This window comes from Leptospira harrisiae (assembly GCF_002811945.1).
GTDB classification, from domain to species: domain Bacteria; phylum Spirochaetota; class Leptospiria; order Leptospirales; family Leptospiraceae; genus Leptospira_A; species Leptospira_A harrisiae.
Window position 1 is genome coordinate 284451 of the sequence record NZ_NPDX01000004.1, and the last position, 15907, is coordinate 300357.

10 protein-coding genes are annotated in these 15907 nt (G+C 36.7%); 6 read left to right on the forward strand and 4 right to left on the reverse strand.

The genetic code is table 11. From position 1 onward, the window contains the following. Nucleotides 1-15 precede the first annotated feature (15 nt). From CH364_RS14665 to CH364_RS14680, 4 genes are all read left to right on the forward strand, one after another. Entirely contained in the window at nucleotides 16-1257 is a 1242-nt protein-coding gene (locus CH364_RS14665; RefSeq protein WP_100744206.1) for an adenylate/guanylate cyclase domain-containing protein, read from the forward strand. Nucleotides 1258-1391: 134 nt separating this feature from the next. After that, nucleotides 1392-1694 (forward strand): hypothetical protein, encoded by a 303-nt coding sequence (locus tag CH364_RS14670; RefSeq protein WP_243401381.1) that lies wholly within the window; start codon nucleotides 1392-1394, stop codon nucleotides 1692-1694. Between the two features lie 26 nt (nucleotides 1695-1720). Next, nucleotides 1721-2425, forward strand: a complete 705-nt coding sequence (locus tag CH364_RS14675; protein ID WP_100744205.1) for a tetratricopeptide repeat protein — start codon at nucleotides 1721-1723, stop codon at nucleotides 2423-2425. 221 nt (nucleotides 2426-2646) lie between these two features. Next, nucleotides 2647-5190 (forward strand): ATP-binding protein, encoded by a 2544-nt coding sequence (locus CH364_RS14680; RefSeq protein ID WP_100744204.1) that lies wholly within the window; start codon nucleotides 2647-2649, stop codon nucleotides 5188-5190. A gap of 133 nt (nucleotides 5191-5323) precedes the next feature. On the opposite strand, the gene CH364_RS14685 is transcribed toward CH364_RS14680, so the two are convergent. From CH364_RS14685 to CH364_RS14700, 4 genes are read right to left on the reverse strand one after another with little or no spacing between them, the layout of a single operon-like run. Further along, nucleotides 5324-8308 carry a type I restriction endonuclease subunit R gene (locus CH364_RS14685; RefSeq protein ID WP_100744203.1) on the reverse strand — a complete coding sequence of 995 codons (2985 nt, stop codon included), beginning with the start codon at nucleotides 8306-8308 and terminating at the stop codon, nucleotides 5324-5326. Next, complete coding sequence (locus tag CH364_RS14690; protein ID WP_100744202.1) at nucleotides 8305-11622, reverse strand: VPA1262 family protein; 3318 nt, start codon at nucleotides 11620-11622, stop codon at nucleotides 8305-8307. The genes CH364_RS14685 and CH364_RS14690 overlap by 4 nt, the downstream gene beginning before the upstream one ends. 52 nt (nucleotides 11623-11674) lie before the next feature. After that, nucleotides 11675-12994 (reverse strand): restriction endonuclease subunit S, encoded by a 1320-nt coding sequence (locus tag CH364_RS14695; protein WP_100744201.1) that lies wholly within the window; start codon nucleotides 12992-12994, stop codon nucleotides 11675-11677. Then, nucleotides 12991-14778, reverse strand: a complete 1788-nt coding sequence (locus CH364_RS14700; RefSeq protein ID WP_243401380.1) for a type I restriction-modification system subunit M — start codon at nucleotides 14776-14778, stop codon at nucleotides 12991-12993. The genes CH364_RS14695 and CH364_RS14700 overlap by 4 nt, the downstream gene beginning before the upstream one ends. A gap of 264 nt (nucleotides 14779-15042) precedes the next feature. Between CH364_RS14700 and CH364_RS14705 the strand changes: the two genes are divergently transcribed. Together CH364_RS14705 and CH364_RS14710 are read left to right on the forward strand one after the other, a co-directional pair. Next, nucleotides 15043-15231 carry a hypothetical protein gene (locus CH364_RS14705; RefSeq protein WP_100744199.1) on the forward strand — a complete coding sequence of 63 codons (189 nt, stop codon included), beginning with the start codon at nucleotides 15043-15045 and terminating at the stop codon, nucleotides 15229-15231. Between the two features lie 4 nt (nucleotides 15232-15235). After that, nucleotides 15236-15676, forward strand: a complete 441-nt coding sequence (locus CH364_RS14710; RefSeq protein ID WP_100744198.1) for a hypothetical protein — start codon at nucleotides 15236-15238, stop codon at nucleotides 15674-15676. Nucleotides 15677-15907: the final 231 nt, after the last annotated feature.

The window sequence follows — 15907 nt, forward strand, 5'->3', positions numbered from 1 at the left end:
CTAAATGGTATTTAAATGAAACAGTCGCTAGTGGATGAAATTCTGATTGCAAGGGAGATGAAAAACGAAAAGACAGTTGCTCTTGTCCGTTTCGCTTTATTTTCAGTCACATCCACTATGGATTTTTTATCTTACCTTGGATGGATCAGCTATACAATTGTTACACCTAGTTTGGTCACCGTTTCCTTGGATTTTACATTTTTAGTGTTTGCGGCTTTGGTTTTGCTTTTTGTATTTTTTTTACCATATAAACCTTACTTAAAATTTTTCACAATCACTCTCGATTATTTAATTATAGGACTAATGATCTTTTTGGATCCAACAATCCAAAAAGAAAATGGACTTTTATACTTTATAGCAATGATTAGTGCCATTTTTATTTACCAGTTCAATCTACTGAGACATTCAAAAATCGGGACAATCTACGGAGCATTTCTTGCTTTTGTTTACTTTCTGGTGATTTCGCTTGGATTAGGCGAAGGATACCCAATCGATTTTATTCCCATGATGTTTGCCTTGGGTATGATGCTTGCTGTCGGTTATGTGACAACTGTTTCTAATATTGAAATGGTGAAAGAAGCAAATGCAAAACAAATGATGGAAAGATTTCTTCCTTCACAGTTAGTCAGTGAGTTTTATAAAAACAAGGCACAACTAGAACCTGGTGGCGAAAACAAAGAAGTAACCATCCTTTTTTCAGATATCCGCTCTTTTACAAAATTTTCAGAACAAAGATCCGCCGAAGAAGTGGTTCAGTTTTTAAATGAATATTTGTCTCGCATGACTGATGTCATATTCAAATTTAATGGTACAATTGATAAGTTTATAGGCGATGCAATCATGACCATATTTGGCGCACCATTCAAACGAGATGATGACGCACTCCGAGCCGTTAAATCCGCAGTTGCAATGATTCGTGAATTAGAAGAGTTAAACCTAAAGATGACTAGTCCAGAAGACAAATTAGAAGTTGGAATAGGAATCCATACAGGAGAAGCAATTGTTGGTAATATTGGCTCAGACCGACGACTGGATTATACGGTTATTGGCGACAATGTAAACTTAGCTTCTAGGATCGAAGGATTAACAAAACATTACCATTGTCCTATTTTAATATCTGAGGCAACATACAAACAAGTGGTCGGCAAATATTCGCTAGATGATGGTTTTGAAATTAGAGAAATTGATCAAGTCATTGTCAAAGGAAAGTCAAAACCAATCACCGTGTATGAAGTGATTTGTTTATCCCTTCCTTGATATCTTTCCTATGAGGAATCGATTTTAAGCAAGGTCCGATTCCTAAAATTGGCATTGTGCTAGGATATACCAATACAACATTCTGATTTTAACGGATCATTTTGCAACAATGCTAAAGTAGTTCCGAACGGAGAATGGCCAAGCCGGAATCAAATTCATTTTTTAAACGAAGTATCAAGTCAGTCCTTTGGATTTTTCTCACACAGACCAAAGTTTCAAAAATAGAACAGCTAACAGAAGGTTTCTTTCTCGTCGAAATGACGGGAACAAAGTTAAAAGAAACAAAGTGGATCCCAGGAAGTAAGGTACAAGTCGATGTGGGAAACCTTATCTACCGCACTTACACTCCCATCAGTAAGGGTCACACCTTCTATGACTTGACCCACTCGGTTTTTGCGATAAAAATTCCTCTTGCGAATGAAAGAGATTCGATCTAAATCGTACATTGTAGATACGAAAGCAAATGACTCCTATTAGAACTTATTTACTCACATTTTTTCTTTTGATCGGATTTGGAATTCCGCTAAATGCAGAACCATTATCGGTGACTAACCAAAAAGCGATTGATGCCTTTTACCAGAAAAATTGGTCTCAGGCCGAAATGTGGTTCAAAGAAAGTTTAAAGAAAAATCCGAATGACCCATACGCAAACTATAACTTGGCCTGCGTTTACACCATACTACTCAGTCAATGTGAGAATTTGACAGAAGAACAAGACGTATTTCAGTTATTGCATCAGGCAGTCACATATAAAAAGACTTACAAAAGTTTGATGCTAAAAGATAAAGATCTTTCCTTACTTCGGAATACGTACCGATTTAATGAAATTGCAGGTTTAAGTCCCAAAGAACTCTTTACAAATATGATTTGGTTTGGTCCAAGTCCAGGTGCTTATGGGTCAATCTCGGAAATCAAATTTGATACCAATGGTTCCTTTGAACTCACTTTGGTTGAATTTCGAGAAAGTGACGGTACAATGGAAAAACCAAAGTATAGAGGAAAGTATCAATGGATTTCCGAAAAAGTCATTCAATTAGAATTTCAAAAACTCCCTTCCTCACTTCCCAACCAAACAAAAAAAAGACAAGCCCGTTGGAACAAAGATAAACTCGAAATCGACGGCTTTGACTATCAATTTCAAGATTCACCCGACCGCTGCTCCGCATAGAAGAAAACAATTCCATCAATAACATTACCCAATAGATTGTCTTCGCTTTTGAAACAAACAAAGTTAATTTCAATTTGCGGCTGGCGTTTGTCAGTTTCGTAAGCTTTTTAGAGTATAAAATAATAGATTGCTCTCGGAATCAGATATACGAAGCTTCAATTCAAGCGAATTTTTTCAGTTGAGTCAAATGCTCTATTTCTTTCTCGCCTATGGGTAGTTTTATGGTAATTTCGCTTTCTTTTTTTAAAAAAAAATTTTTTCTACCTCTACTCGTAGTTTTTATATCTTTTTCTTATTGTAAAGTCGCAACCTCTCCCCTCCCCGATATAAATTCCGGATCAATGGATCTTTCCGCATGGGAACCTAAACAAACTGTGATCAATTTGAAAGGAGATTGGGAATTTTGTTGGGATGAATTGATTCCTCCCGAATCGGATGAGTCCGTATGGAAAAAAAAATGCCATGGTTATTTTCCGGTTCCCTCTTTTTGGAAATTCTACAAAATAAACGGGAAAAACCTTCCTATTTTTGGAAAAGGAACCTACAGACTCAAACTCAAACTTCCAAAACGGGAAATAAACTACGGATTGTTTTGGACTGAAATCATGTCTGCTTTCGAAATTTTCGTTAACTCCCGTTCTGTGGTAAAAGTGGGACAAACTGGAGACAGTTTTGAAACAATGAAGCCTGACCTGAAACCAGGCACGTCCTATCTGGGTTATCTTTCCGATGAAGTGACAATCGTCGTTTGGGTATCCAACTTCAATCATGAAAATCATGGATTTTGGGAACCTCTTTATTTCGGAGAATGGAAATCCATAGAAAAACAGCATCTCAATCTTGTTATACGGGACATTGCGAGTTCTTCTGCAATCATCATCATCGGCTTATACCATCTGATTATTTTTCTGTCAAGATTCCGTTCCAAAGAATATCTGATGTTCGGTTTTTTCTGTATGATTATGGGAATTCGACAGTTGAATTTTGAAACGCATACATTTTATTATCTATTCCCCGATCTGGATTTTGATTCATATATCCGACTGCTGTTCGGAGTGATTTATATGATTGGGATTTCCATGGTAACACTCTACGATCTTTTATTTCCGAAGGACATCCCCAAAATAATCACAAAAGTTCTCAGGTTGGTTTTCTTTAGTTTTTTACTAACTTTGTTTTTGCCAGTTTCCATTTTCACACATTACGCATTGTATCTCTTCGGTTTTGCAATGATTGCAATAATACTGTATGTGCCTTTGTTCATCAGAGCTTATATTAGAAAAAGGGAAGGTGCGGGACTTATGCTCATTGCCTACGCCATTACTGCGGTTACCCTACTTAACGATATATTATTCAATTTCGGATTGATTCATACAGGTTATCTCTCCCATTTAGGGGTTTTGTTATTTATCTTCATCCAAGCGATTCTATTATCAAAAAAAATAACAAAGGCATTGCAAGAGGAAGAAAAATTAGTTCAAAAGCTCGGTGAAACTTTGGAAGAAAAAAACAGAACCCATACGGAACTCTTGAATCTGAAAGAATCCCAAAAATACGAATTGGAATTGCAGGTAAAACTCCGCACGGAAGAATACGAGATCGCCAAACAACTAGCAGAAACCGCGAACAAGGCAAAGTCTCAATTTTTAGCAACAATGAGTCACGAAATCAGAACTCCCATGAATGGAATTTTGGGAATCACGGAACTTTTGAAAATGACAACAGTTTCGGCGGATCAAGCACAATATCTGAAAATGATTCAGGACAGCGGACAATCTCTTTTGACTATATTGAACGACATTTTGGATTATTCCAAACTGGAAGCGGGGAAAATTGAATTATTAGAATCCGATTTTTCCTGGAAAATTCTGCTCGAACTTGCGGAAGGGATTTTTAAGCACCAAGCGGAACAGAAACAAGTTCGATTTGAAGTCAGCTTTGATCCAGGTTTTATATTTTTAGCACATGGGGACGAAAATAGAATCAAACAAGTGTTATTTAATCTAATCTCCAATGCGGTCAAATTTACGGAATCTGGAGAAATCAAAATCCTTCTCTATTCCAAAAAGGAAGAAGTAGGAAACTGGATTCAATACAAAGTATCGATAACGGATACAGGAATAGGAATTCCGGAAGAGAAGATAGGTTCCTTGTTTCAAAGATTCACACAGTTGGATTCAAGCATTTCCCGTAAGTACGGAGGAACGGGACTCGGGCTCGCCATCTCTAAAAAACTAATGGATGTGATGGGAGGAGAATTGAAAGTTAAAAGGAATTTTCCTGTCGGTTCCTGTTTTGAAATTGAACTCAGACTTCTTCCCAACCAAATGTCCAGAGTCATAAGATCCGAAGATTCGGTGGATCTCTCTAGATTACCGTCTAACACAAATATATTGATTGCGGAAGATGATCCTACAAATCTATTTCTACTTTCCAGTTTTTTGAAAAAATTAAAAGTCCGCCATGATGTTGCGAAAGACGGCAGGGAAGCGGTAACAAAGGCACAAACAAACGAATTCCATCTGATTTTTATGGACATCAATATGCCCAATTTGGATGGTATCGGGGCATCAGAAGAGATTTTGAAAGACGAACGGATTTTTCCCAAACCAATCATCATTGCAGTTACAGCGGATGCCTTCCAGGATGATCAAGACAAGTGCATTCGCGCAGGAATGTCTTCGTTTTTGCCGAAACCGTTCCAAAAAAGAGAAATAGAACAAGCATTATATGAATGGCTGATTGAGAGAAAAACCGGCCTTTAAAAGTTACAGTTTTGGACGTTCCCAATTTGATTTGAGTTTTAAAAATGGAATGTGTAAGGGTCGGGCTACTCCGGGGTGCGCTGTCGCTTCCGTCCTTCGGACCAAGCCCTTCGTATCCACGAGCGCAGGGGATTTATTGTTTATTAAACCTATTGAAAATTCTCAACAACATCCAATCTTCCACTTCTTTCTTAAATTCAGGACTACTCATAATTTTATCAAAGATTTCTTGGTTATTTTCCATACGATCAATTAATTTATTCACAAAAACTTCATCAAAGGCATAACGAAAATTTTCGACCGGGTTATTTTGAGCCCGAGTTTTTAGTTGTTCATCTTGGTATAACTCTTCTTCCATCTGATTGAAGAACAATTTGTCCGTTTCGTTAAAGTCAGTCCCAAATTTATCATTCAATATTTGTATGATATCGGACAACTTTGCTTTTTCTTCCTTTTCCTTACCTGTTACTGATTCTTTCTTACCATCAAGACTTGCTTCACCTTGAATTTGAAGAACCAAGTCTCCTTCTTCAATCTTTTTTAAACGATAAAATTGTAAGGCTACTTCGTCATCTAACTGAAGTTTTTCAATATAGTTTGCCCTTGGGATTTTTTGTACGAGGTATCTTCCAAAACTATATAATTTCTCTAAATCTATATCTTGAAATGGAATGATTTGAGATAAAAAACTATACAATCGCAAATAGGATATCAGCTGTTTCTTAAAAGAATCCTGTTCGTCTTCCGTTTTTCCTTTATAACGATCAATGCTCGGATCGATATAACTATACAATTTAGCTTGTGATTTCGTATCCTGATTGCCTTCGCGATAAAAAACTTTTGCAAATGCATCTACTTCTGATTGAAAGTAAATTTGTGAAGCATCTAAAAGAATCTTAAAATCATAAAGTTGATTCGGGTTTGTAGGTTCATTTAAAATTGTTGTTTCATAATAAGGCTGAAAAGAATCTAAGATAGTTTGTCTTTCATTAGCAAAATCAATTACAAATGTGTCCTCTTTTCCTGGGCAGATTCTGTTCAGACGAGATAATGTCTGGACAGCTTTGACACCATTAATTTTTTTATCAACGTACATTGTATGAAGTAAGGGTTGGTCGAATCCAGTTTGGTATTTATCGGCAACAAGAAGTACCCTAAAATTCTCACCATCTCCAAATTTACTAGGCAACTCCTTTTCTCCGAACTGGTTTAATTTTGCCTCAGTAATTCCTTCTGCATATAGATCATGGTAAACAACTCCAGAAAAAGCAACAATTGGATCAATACCAGAATATCCCTTTTCTTTAATATAGTTCTTAAACGCTAAATAGTATTCCAATGCGTGTTTTCTTGAGGAAGTAACGACCATTGCCTTGGCCTTCCCTCCAATACGTTTCATTACTACGTTACGAAAATGCTCCACAATCACTTCAATTTTCTGACTGATATTATGTGGATGTAGAGAAGCGAATCTTCCAATTGCCTTTAAAGCTTTCTTTTTATTCAGTTCAGGATCATCTTCTATCGTTTTTGACAATCGATAGTATTCTTTATAAGTAGTATAGTTTTTCAAAACATCCAAAATATAATTTTCTTCGATGGCCTGTCGCATGGAATACAAATGAAAAGGCATAGGTTTACCTTCTGCATTTTTATCCCCAAAAACTTCTAGGGTTTTTGCTTTGGGTGTTGCCGTGAAAGCAAAAATAGAGATGTTCGGCTGAGGGCCTCGTTTGCGAATTGCCTCTCGGATTACATCTTCATCGTCATCTTCTTCATCTAATTTCATTTCCAACGCTTCGGATTCATCCAGTGTCAGAACTTTTCCACCGAGAACCTCTGCCATGTTTTTTGAGGATTCTCCTCCTTGGCTACTATGTGCCTCATCGATGATGACTGCATATTTCCTATGCGGGAGTTCCGATAGATGTTTTAAAGCAAATGGAAACTTCTGCAAAGTAGTAATGATGATACTGGCCCCCGACTGGATCGCACTTGCCAATTGTTTGGAATCATCATCGATTCTTTGTACAACCCCTTGTTTGTGTTCGAATTGATAAATGGTGTCCTGCAATTGGCGATCGAGCACATTTCTGTCTGTAATTACAATCACTGAATCGAAAATCTTTTCGTCCCTATCGTTAAATAGACTACTCAATCGATATGTTAGCCATGCAATGGAATTACTTTTTCCGCTTCCTGCGGAATGTTGGATTAGATAATTTTTTCCAGAACCATTTTTCTTCGCATCTAGAGACACTTTCCGCACAACATCGATTTGGTGGAATCTTGGAAACAAGGTAGATTCTTTGGTATATTTTTTACCGTCGCTATAATAGTCCTCTTTTTTTGTATGTAAAAATCGAGATAAGAGCTCGAGCCAACTATCAGGACTTAAAATCTCTTCCCAAAAGTAAGAAGTTTTATAACCGTTTGGATTTACCGGGTTACCTGCTCCTAACCCATTCCCTTTGTTGAATGGAATGAATTTTGTATTTTTACCATCTAATTTAGTAGTTAGATACACTTCATCGGGATCAACGGCAAAATGGACTAAGGCGCGTTTTTTGAATTGAAATAGTAGCTCCTTGGGATCACGATCTAATTTGTATTGTTGGATTGCATTTTGGACATTCTGTCCGGTAAAATGGTTCTTTAGTTCCATTGTCGCAAGAGGAAGGCCATTCAATGATAAAAGAATATCGACACTATTGTTGTTTTTTAAAGAATAGTGAACTTGCCTTGTGACTATGAGTTCGTTCTTTTGATAGTCGTCGTAAGTATCAGGATTTAACTTACTCTCCGGTTTAAAATAAGCCAACTTAAATTTAACACCGCTGTCAGTAATACCGTGTCGTAAGACATCCAAAGTCCCCCTTAGTTCCAGTTCCTTATACAACCTTTGGAAGAATTTATTTTCCGTATCTTCTTTGTAATAGGCTTTTAGTTTTTCCCATTCCTTGACTTGAGAACGTAAAATAAAAGATAAGATATGTGATTTAAAAAGACAAATATTTTTATCAAATTGAGATGGATCGCCCAAGATCCAACCAGATGATGTTAGGTGGTCCTTGATGGCGGTTTCAAATGCGTTTTCTGTATGGATGGATTGGTTCATAACAATACCCCTTTTCTCATTTCGTCTAGTAGCTGGAAAGGAGGCCAATTGAAATATGTATGCTGTGATTTTGTAAAGTTTTCTGAAGCCAGTTTATCTATTTCATCGATTACTGAATTTTCAATTTCAAATACTTCCATAAAGAAAACACACCAAGCAAGGCCCTCCACTCTCTTGTGTACTGCACCCGAATCTTTTTTCAATATGAACGGATCATTCAAAAGCATAATTGCTTTTTTCCTAAAGTCGAGGACTTGTTTAGACAACCAATCCCTAAAAATCGTTTTATCACTTAAAGAGGAAACAAAGCCAAGGAGCTCCTCTTCTGAATAAACGAAATATCGTTTATTTTTCATCTTTCGTTCATCATTCTTTTCTGAAAGTTTAGTAATTATTATTTCTTTTATAATTTCTCCGCGAACTTGATCGACTAAAATTGGATCTAGGAAGCTTTCAAGTTCTTTTAAAACCAAAGCTAACTCTTTTAAAGAGTTTCGATGGTTAAGCAAAAAGAATGCAATTTTACCTGCCATTTGATCCGACTGCGTATTGTTTACTAGTTCAATAATAGTATTTTTTGATCTTCCATAGATATTCGAACTAACATATTCAGTTCCCCAATTTGAATTCTTGATTTGAATCATTTTCTTAAAGAGTGAGACATTGAGACTAATTGATTCTTCTTCCTTAAGATCCAATTGCATCTCCAGTGATTCCTCAAGTTCTTTACGGTATCCTTCATGCGTGATCGAGTTTAGAACATCAGTTGAGTAAATATAATAAGCTAGAATTCCCAATTGATGAATCCAAGGGCAATTGGATCCGATCAATGCCGAAACAAATTCTCCGACTTTTCCCAATTTTACTTCATGTATCAAATTTTGAGGCAACAGCTGTCCTAATCGCGCAGGGATTTCTATTTGCCTCATGTCAATCTCAGAATTAAAATTCTTTAGTTTGTTAAAAAACCCTACCTTCTCAAAATGTTCTTCTAAAATCTTTACAACAAACTGAGGATCCGTAGACAAGTAACCTTTCAAAACCATCATTGTGAGATCAAAATGCAAACCACCATCCTGATATAAACTTGCTAACTCGTTTAGCCATTCATGAGGAAGCCCAGTTCTTACAGAAAAAATATGAATGATTTTCGATAATTGGTCATAACTTACGATTTCTTCTTTGATACCAATTGGCTTTTCCATAATTTTTAAATTTTGTATGTATTCACGGAATTTCGTTTTTACGTTTTCTTTTGATAAGAAAGTTTCAAATACTGATCTTTCAAATTTTGACTCAGATCTGTATGGAGTATGAACAAGAAACAGATTCAATACCCCAAAGATGTTAAATAATTCTTGTTCAGAGATTTGGTCTAAATTCTCACTTAGAGAGGTAAAATCGCATTCTGTTTCAGAATCGAATTTAGGCTTGTATTTAAGTTTCTCTCCGATTCGTTCTTCTTCCACTTCAAAGAAAATGGAAATACCAAACTTTTCTAATAATCTTTTACCTAATTCTAAGCAATCTTTGTATTTTTGGCTAAGCAGGGTTTCAGATTCAGAAACTTTTTCTTTATAAACTTTCGGCCAAACCTCTATGACATCCAAATCTATTTCACCTTCTATCCATTTTTTCACACTTGAATGACCAGCCATGAGGGCTTTGATGTATTGAATCACCTCTACTGTAGTTTCTGAGTTTAATTTGCTTAGACTTGTCGGTGTACCAGCAAAGTAAGAACTTAACGATGAACTTAGTAAATAACCATCTAGAGTCTCTTCTGAATCGGAATATTGTATAAAAATATAACGATCATGGAAGCTTCTTTGGTTATTCGATTTATTAATATCCACTATCGTTGAACCGAAAGATATCGTATGCGTGTATTCCAAACATTTAGATACAATTCGTTGGATTAGAACTGCGCCAATGTTTGGATTTTCATCCCCTTCCATTGGAATTCTAGATTGTGACGAATTCAAAATGACGTGAACTGGAATATTTTGGTGAACCATAAGAGAGGAGACGACTTCCTCATTGATGAAAGGATCCATCACATAAATGGCTGATGGCTTTTTGGATTCATTAGAACTTGTTAAATTCTTCATAAACAATGCGAATTCAAGTTTATCGGACGCATCCCCTGAGAAAAACTTCGAATAAGCCTTAGAATCTTTTTTTCTTTTTTTATAAAGAAGCTCTTCATATTTTTGTAGGTGAGAAAACATATCATCAGTTTCCCTTGCTTTAACAACAATTGGGCTTTCTAATAATTTTTGTTTTACATTACGTGAACCGTGGCTCTCAGACCCAAGCTCACTAAGAAATTTATTTCCAGAACTCTTGGGAACTTTCAGATCTGGCAATCCAACGCCAAATCCCATACCGATATTGATTTCACGCACATATTGGATCCGGTCTTCAATGATCATTTTGAAGCTATCGTTAGAATGTCCTTCAAAAATTTGGTAGTATCCCTGGCAATAATCACGATTGCCCAATGGAAACTCTATGACAAATTCATTGTCTTCCGATCTTCGGCAGGTTTTCATACCATGTGAATGCATCAAAGCAAAGTTACTGACTTGAAAGGAAACAGCAATAAAGGCTTTTTCAGAAACTTCTGGCTTCAGAATGAAGCGAATCACATTTTCTTTTGTAATTTCGATTGAGTAGAATTTGTTTTCTTTTTGTTGCCCGATGTATTTAATCCATTCCAAGTTTCCAAGTCTTTTCCATTCTTCACCCTTCGGGTAAAGCTCACTCATTTGACCTATAAAAAGATCGAAGCCGATCTCATCCTTAAAGAAGGAGTTTAATTCTTGGAATACATGGTCTTCTACTTGAAAAAATGGATCTTTGTTCAGTTCCAGAAGGATATCTGCTCTCGCAGAACCTTGGATCACTAAGTTTTGCCAACTGCGATGTTCTCTGATTAAATTGATTCCATTTTCTTTTTCTAAAAACACATCCGAAAATAATTGGTGCGTTTCAGGGAATTTCCAAGATAAAAGAGAGTTTTCGCTTACTTTAGATACATTTAAAAATGAAAAATTACCTAAGGATTTATTTCGAATATTAAGAAAGAAATCTTCCGCATTCTCTTCATTGATTGCAAAGTCCAATCGGTAAACTGTTCCAAGTCCTTTGAAGGAAGTCTCCAGTTCTATTGAAGTTACGCGATTCAGATATTCTGGTAATACATCCCACGGGAAGATGCATCCATGAAGCAATCGTGGTGGCTCAGTCTCTCCTCTTAAAAGATACAATCTGGCTCTGTAGGTTTTTATTAAATTTGATTCGGTGGTCATTGTTTTTCTCCTAATTAATTAGTAACGAACCAGAATTTGATTTTTGCTTTTTTTACTCCCCTACCCTCACCTTCCCCGTCACCACCTCTGAAATCAAAGCCGTGCGATATTCTTGGAGAAGTTCGATTTCCTTTTCAATTTTGGAAATGGTGGAAAAAATTTTGTCAGTATGAACTTTAACAAAGTTAACGATGCTTTCCATTTCAGAATTAGAACTTGGCACAGGGAGATCTATATCCTTCATCTGACTTTGATTTAGGATAGGCAACGTTGCGGAATTTGATAATCCAGCAATATGCTCTCTCATTGAATATAGAAAGTATGAATAAAATTTTGAGTCAATTATGGATTCAAACAATAAAGCATTAATTTGCTGATTAGAAGAAGCGGGTTCAGTTATATATCCAACCTTTCCAATTGTCGCACCAATTCCGACAAACAAAATTGAATTTGCAGGAAATAGTTTTACAACTTGATCCGATATTGCTGAATTAGAAATTTTCCTCTTAGAAGAATTTAATTCCAAGGATTCCGAAAAATCGGAAGGAGTATACCAATCAATTTCTTCCACATAGTAATCTAATTGATTCGATGGTGGCGTGCTTCCAGTTTGCACTTTCTCTGCCACCCATTTCAACTTCTTCACTTCCCAATGCTCTGGTATCTCCCCTAACCATTCCACACCTGAATCCTTCATCTTAACATTCGGATCAATTCCCTTCGTCACCGCCTGGTTGATCACAGCCGCTTTTTCTTCTTTCAATAACTCAATCAGTCGTTTCTTTTTTTCCACCAAACTGTCGATTTGTGAAGTTTTGCGGTCGAGGAAACTAGCAATGGATGTTTGTTCGGTGAGGGGAGGGAGTGGGAAAGGGAATTCTTCAATAAAACTAGTTGGTAGCCTTTTCTGTCCAGCTGAACCAGACATAAAACCTTCACCAACTTTCATAAATACGTTCGATTTAGTTTGATAATAAGCAAAAACCGGATTGATAGACTCTGAAGGTTTAACCGTATGAAACTCCGTTGAACCAAATCCAAAGCTCGTATTTAAATTTTTTAAATAAGCTCCTTTTCCGTTTTCAAAACAAGGTGTAATCTTAGCGATGATGATGTCACCTCTTTCAAAATAGGTAAAACCTGAACTAACTTCGTCAGTTTTTTTTAAGATGCTTTGATCAAATTTACCATCTTCCGAAACCTTTTCCATAGGTAGGAAAACAACCTCTGAATCTAAGAATTCCTTCAACAACTCAGTCGGTTTTGGTTTATTCACATTAGCTAAATATTTTAATCTCTTCACTTCCCAATGCGTCGGAATTTCTCCTAACCATTCCACACTGGAATCTTTGTAGGCCTCATACCGTTTCATGATTCGATGATTTCTCCAATCATACCTTGGGTTTCTTCTTCTAAGGCGAGGATATCTCGCCGAATTTCCGCTAGGCTGCGGAGTGGTTTGTATTTGTAAAAGTATTTGGTGAAATTGATTTCATAACCCACTTTTGTTTTTTCATGGTCAATCCAAGCATCTGGCACATGAGGAAGCACCTCCCTCTGGAAATAGGTTTCTATATTTTCCTTCAAAGGAATGTTTTCAAAGTCCCTAAGGTCAGAATCTGCCAACGGTTTTCCTTTTTTATCAAACATAGGATTTCCTGTTTCATCTAACTTAGGTCGTTCGACTGTAATGCGGTGGTAACCAAAATCATCATTGTCAAAAATCTTACAGGATTCGTTCTCACGAAAATCTCCATAGAGTTTGGTGATCTTGGATATCGCCTCTTCATGAATTTCTTTTCGTTTGTTTCCGAGAGAACGAAGCATCTTAGCATAAAACGGATTGTCCTTGTCTTCTAAGTCGCCACCAGTGGCATTGATCAGTTGCACTTTGCCTTTTCGATTTTTTGGTTTGTGGTCGGTCACAATCCAAATGTAAGTGGAAATTCCCGTATTGTAAAACAATTGGTCGGGAAGTGCCACAATGGCTTCCAACATATCATTTTCAATGATCCACTTACGGATGTCACTTGGCCCGCTACCGGCAGCCCCGCTAAACAAAGGAGATCCATTAAAAACAAGGGCCAATCGACTTCCCCCATCTTTTCGTTTCATCTTAGAAACCATATGTTGTAAAAAGAGTAGCGAACCATCGCTAATGGCAGGAAGTCCCGCACCGAACCGTCCATCCCATCCTTTTTTAGCGGCTTCTTCTTTGATGAGTTTTTCCGATTTTTTCCAATCCACACCAAATGGCGGATTACTCAGCATATAATCAAATTTTTCTTCCGTAAGACCATCTTGGGTAAACGTATTTCCAAATTTAATATTACTTGGGTTTTGTCCCTTAATCAACATATCCGACTTACAAATCGCAAAAGACTCAGGGTTCATCTCTTGCCCAAAAACTTCCAGTTTAGCATCAGGATTTAAATCATGCAAAAACTCTTCGGCAACAGACAACATTCCACCAGTTCCGCAAGCTGGGTCATATAACGTGCGTACGATGCCTTTATTAGTTAAAATTTCCTTATCATTGATAAAAAGTAAATTTACCATGAGCCTAATCACTTCTCTTGGTGTAAAGTGTTCCCCAGCGGTTTCGTTACTAAGCTCTGCAAATTTCCGAATGAGTTCCTCGAAGATATATCCCATCTCCAAGGAAGAGACACCCCGAAATAGTTCCCCTGCTTCCGCAAATTTTTTAACAACAAGATATAAAAGATCATACTCCTCGAGTTTTTTTATTTGGTCTTCCAAACTAAAATAATCGATGATCTCAATCGCACTCAAAGAATACCCTTTGATATAATTTCTAAAATTGGCAGCCAAATGATCTGCGTCTTTGGCAAGTTCAGTAAAGTCATACTTACTTCGGTTATGAAACTTTGCCTTAGCTACGTTGTTTAAAATAGGTTCTAAAACTTCTGGCTTCTTTGTTTTATGTTCCGCATATGCATCCAATACTTTCTTTTTGGTTGGTTCTAAAACAATATCCAACCGCCTAAGAACTGTCAGTGGTAAAATCACCTTTCCATAATCCGCTTGTTTATAATGCCCGCGGAGTAAATCCGCAATCGACCAGAGAAAATTGGCTTTTTCTTTAAATTGAGTCATCTTCAAAACAATGTTTCTGTCTTGTGTCTCTTCCGACAAGTGTTGATTGCAATCTTCATTCATACAGTTGCAGATTACATGCGCTCTGGGACAAATATACGCACTCCCGTGAGGTTTTTCTGTCGAAAGAGGAAAAAGGCTAAACTGCCTTACCAAAAAAGGGAAAAATCAGACCGTATGCAAAAAATGTTGTGACATAAGGAAAGAAAGGAAAGTATTATGTCACATTAGGACTTTTAATTTAAAAAAAATCAATCGTAAATTATCAATCCTAAACATAACAATACAAGTAGGGGAAACCAAATGAAACTTGTAGGCCAAGGAACCATTCTTTCTGAAAGAATGAAACGAATTATAGCAACAGGAAAATTTGAAAATCATGGCGGAGCCGTGAATGACCCAAAACTGCTCACCGAAGCTGCAAAGGAATTATTCAATTCCGAAAAGGAAACTATCTCTAATTTTCTAGACCAAATGAAATCTGAGAAGTAATCGATTGATTACTATCAGTATTGATGTCTTATTCGAAAATATAATTCCGGAAATAGAAAGAAAATATGCCCGCTCCGTAATTGTTGATCAGGTAATTTTGGGTGAAGTCATTGAAAAAATAAATGGATATTTGGCTGACTTTAAAGATCCTTCAGAATATAAAATCTCTGGTAGTATTACTTTCTGGATTAGAAAGCTAAAACCATTTACGTTTGAACTTTCTGAAAAAGAATCAAACCCTTGTTTATTTTTAAATGAGGTTGTGGCAGTATTATATGGATACACTTATATTCGTGCTTCAAAAAAACTAAAAAAAGAAAAACTTTTGAACTTTAGCGCTTCCTATTTATCCGACTTTTCCACACAACTTCGCTATTCATCCTTCTCCCCATCAAGTATTGCCTTGTTATACGAAGCAATCTACTTGCGCTCTGAACAGATATAGTCACAATCTAGCTTTTAACACCTCCGTCAGAAATGCATTCTGACTTGGGTAACCTAGAGAATTTACAAATCAATATCCAAAAATAAAAAAAGCCTCACATCTTTCGACGTAAGGCTTCTTCTTATCTTACTCTTCTTCAACTATATACGACAAAGGTTCTATCTTCCCCGATGAGGGAAAGCCTGCGGAGCACCAAGCGGCACTGTCGCGACTGCGAGCACCCGACCGACC

Excerpts from the sequence above, each read along its gene's own strand:
- CH364_RS14665 (WP_100744206.1), top strand. The coding sequence starts at position 16 with ATGAAACAGTCGCTAGTGGATGAAATTCTGATTGCAAGGGAGATGAAA.
- CH364_RS14670 (WP_243401381.1), top strand. The coding sequence starts at position 1,392 with ATGGCCAAGCCGGAATCAAATTCATTTTTTAAACGAAGTATCAAGTCA.
- CH364_RS14675 (WP_100744205.1), top strand. The coding sequence starts at position 1,721 with ATGACTCCTATTAGAACTTATTTACTCACATTTTTTCTTTTGATCGGA.
- CH364_RS14680 (WP_100744204.1), top strand. The coding sequence starts at position 2,647 with ATGGTAATTTCGCTTTCTTTTTTTAAAAAAAAATTTTTTCTACCTCTA.
- CH364_RS14685 (WP_100744203.1), bottom strand. The coding sequence starts at position 8,308 with ATGAACCAATCCATCCATACAGAAAACGCATTTGAAACCGCCATCAAG.
- CH364_RS14690 (WP_100744202.1), bottom strand. The coding sequence starts at position 11,622 with ATGACCACCGAATCAAATTTAATAAAAACCTACAGAGCCAGATTGTAT.
- CH364_RS14695 (WP_100744201.1), bottom strand. The coding sequence starts at position 12,994 with ATGAAACGGTATGAGGCCTACAAAGATTCCAGTGTGGAATGGTTAGGA.
- CH364_RS14705 (WP_100744199.1), top strand. The coding sequence starts at position 15,043 with ATGAAACTTGTAGGCCAAGGAACCATTCTTTCTGAAAGAATGAAACGA.